General features: G+C 51.3%; 1 rRNA gene. It reads right to left on the reverse strand.

Features of this window, described 5'->3' with window-relative positions:
- Window positions 1-27: 27 nt before the first annotated feature.
- Window positions 28-1,552, reverse strand: a 16S ribosomal RNA gene (locus DWX23_RS24690).
- Between the last annotated feature and the right edge of the window lie 12 nt (window positions 1,553-1,564).

The following is a 1,564-nucleotide window of genomic DNA, read 5'->3' on the forward strand; positions in this document are numbered from 1 at the left end:
AACTTGATAACGAACTCTTCGCTCCAGAAAGGAGGTGTTCCAGCCGCACCTTCCGGTACGGCTACCTTGTTACGACTTAGCCCCAGTCATCGGTTTTACCCTAGGCCGATCCTTGCGGTTACGGACTTTAGGTACCCCCAACTCCCATGGCTTGACGGGCGGTGTGTACAAGGCCCGGGAACGTATTCACCGCGCCATGGCTGATGCGCGATTACTAGCGAATCCAGCTTCACGAAGTCGGGTTGCAGACTTCGATCCGAACTGAGACATGGTTTAGAGATTAGCATCCTGTCGCCAGGTAGCTGCCCTTTGTCCATGCCATTGTAACACGTGTGTCGCCCCGGATGTAAGGGCCGTGCTGATTTGACGTCATCCCCACCTTCCTCACAGCTTACGCTGGCAGTCTCTTTAGAGTCCTCAGCTCGACCTGTTAGTAACTAAAGATAAGGGTTGCGCTCGTTATGGCACTTAAGCCGACACCTCACGGCACGAGCTGACGACAACCATGCAGCACCTCGCAAATGGCTATTGCTAGAAGACCTCTTTCAAGGCCGGTCCAAATGCGTTCAAACCCGGGTAAGGTTCCTCGCGTATCATCGAATTAAACCACATGTTCCTCCGCTTGTGCGGGCCCCCGTCAATTCCTTTGAGTTTCACCGTTGCCGGCGTACTCCCCAGGTGGATTACTTAACGCTTTCGCTGTGCCGCTTACCGTTTATCGCAAACAGCTAGTAATCATCGTTTACTGCGTGGACTACCAGGGTATCTAATCCTGTTTGATCCCCACGCTTTCGTGCTTCAGTGTCAGTTATGGTTTAGTAAGCTGCCTTCGCAATTGGAGTTCTGCGTGATATCTATGCATTTCACCGCTACACCACGCATTCCGCCTACCTCAAACATACTCAAGTCTTCCAGTTTCAACGGCAATTTTATGGTTGAGCCACAAACTTTCACCGCTGACTTAAAAAACCACCTACGCACCCTTTAAACCCAATAAATCCGGATAACGCTCGGATCCTCCGTATTACCGCGGCTGCTGGCACGGAGTTAGCCGATCCTTATTCATAAGGTACATACAAAACAGGACACGTCCCGCACTTTATTCCCTTATAAAAGAAGTTTACGAACCATAGATCCTTCATCCTTCACGCGACTTGGCTGGTTCAGGCTCTCGCCCATTGACCAATATTCCTCACTGCTGCCTCCCGTAGGAGTCTGGTCCGTGTCTCAGTACCAGTGTGGGGGACCTTCCTCTCAGAACCCCTATCCATCGTAGACTTGGTGAGCCGTTACCTCACCAACTATCTAATGGAACGCATGCCCATCTATCAGCGATAAATCTTTAACAAATATTCCCAGGCGGGACCCCTGTTTTATGCGGTATTAGTCCGACTTTCGCCGGGTTATTCCCCTCTGATAGGTAGGTTGCATACGCGTTACTCACCCGTGCGCCGGTCGCCGGCAGGTATTGCTACCCCCGCTGCCCCTCGACTTGCATGTGTTAAGCCTGTCGCTAGCGTTCATCCTGAGCCAGGATCAAACTCTTCGTTGTATAAATTGTTTT

Source organism: Parabacteroides sp. AF18-52, from assembly GCF_003479145.1.
Lineage (GTDB): Bacteria > Bacteroidota > Bacteroidia > Bacteroidales > Tannerellaceae > Parabacteroides > Parabacteroides faecis.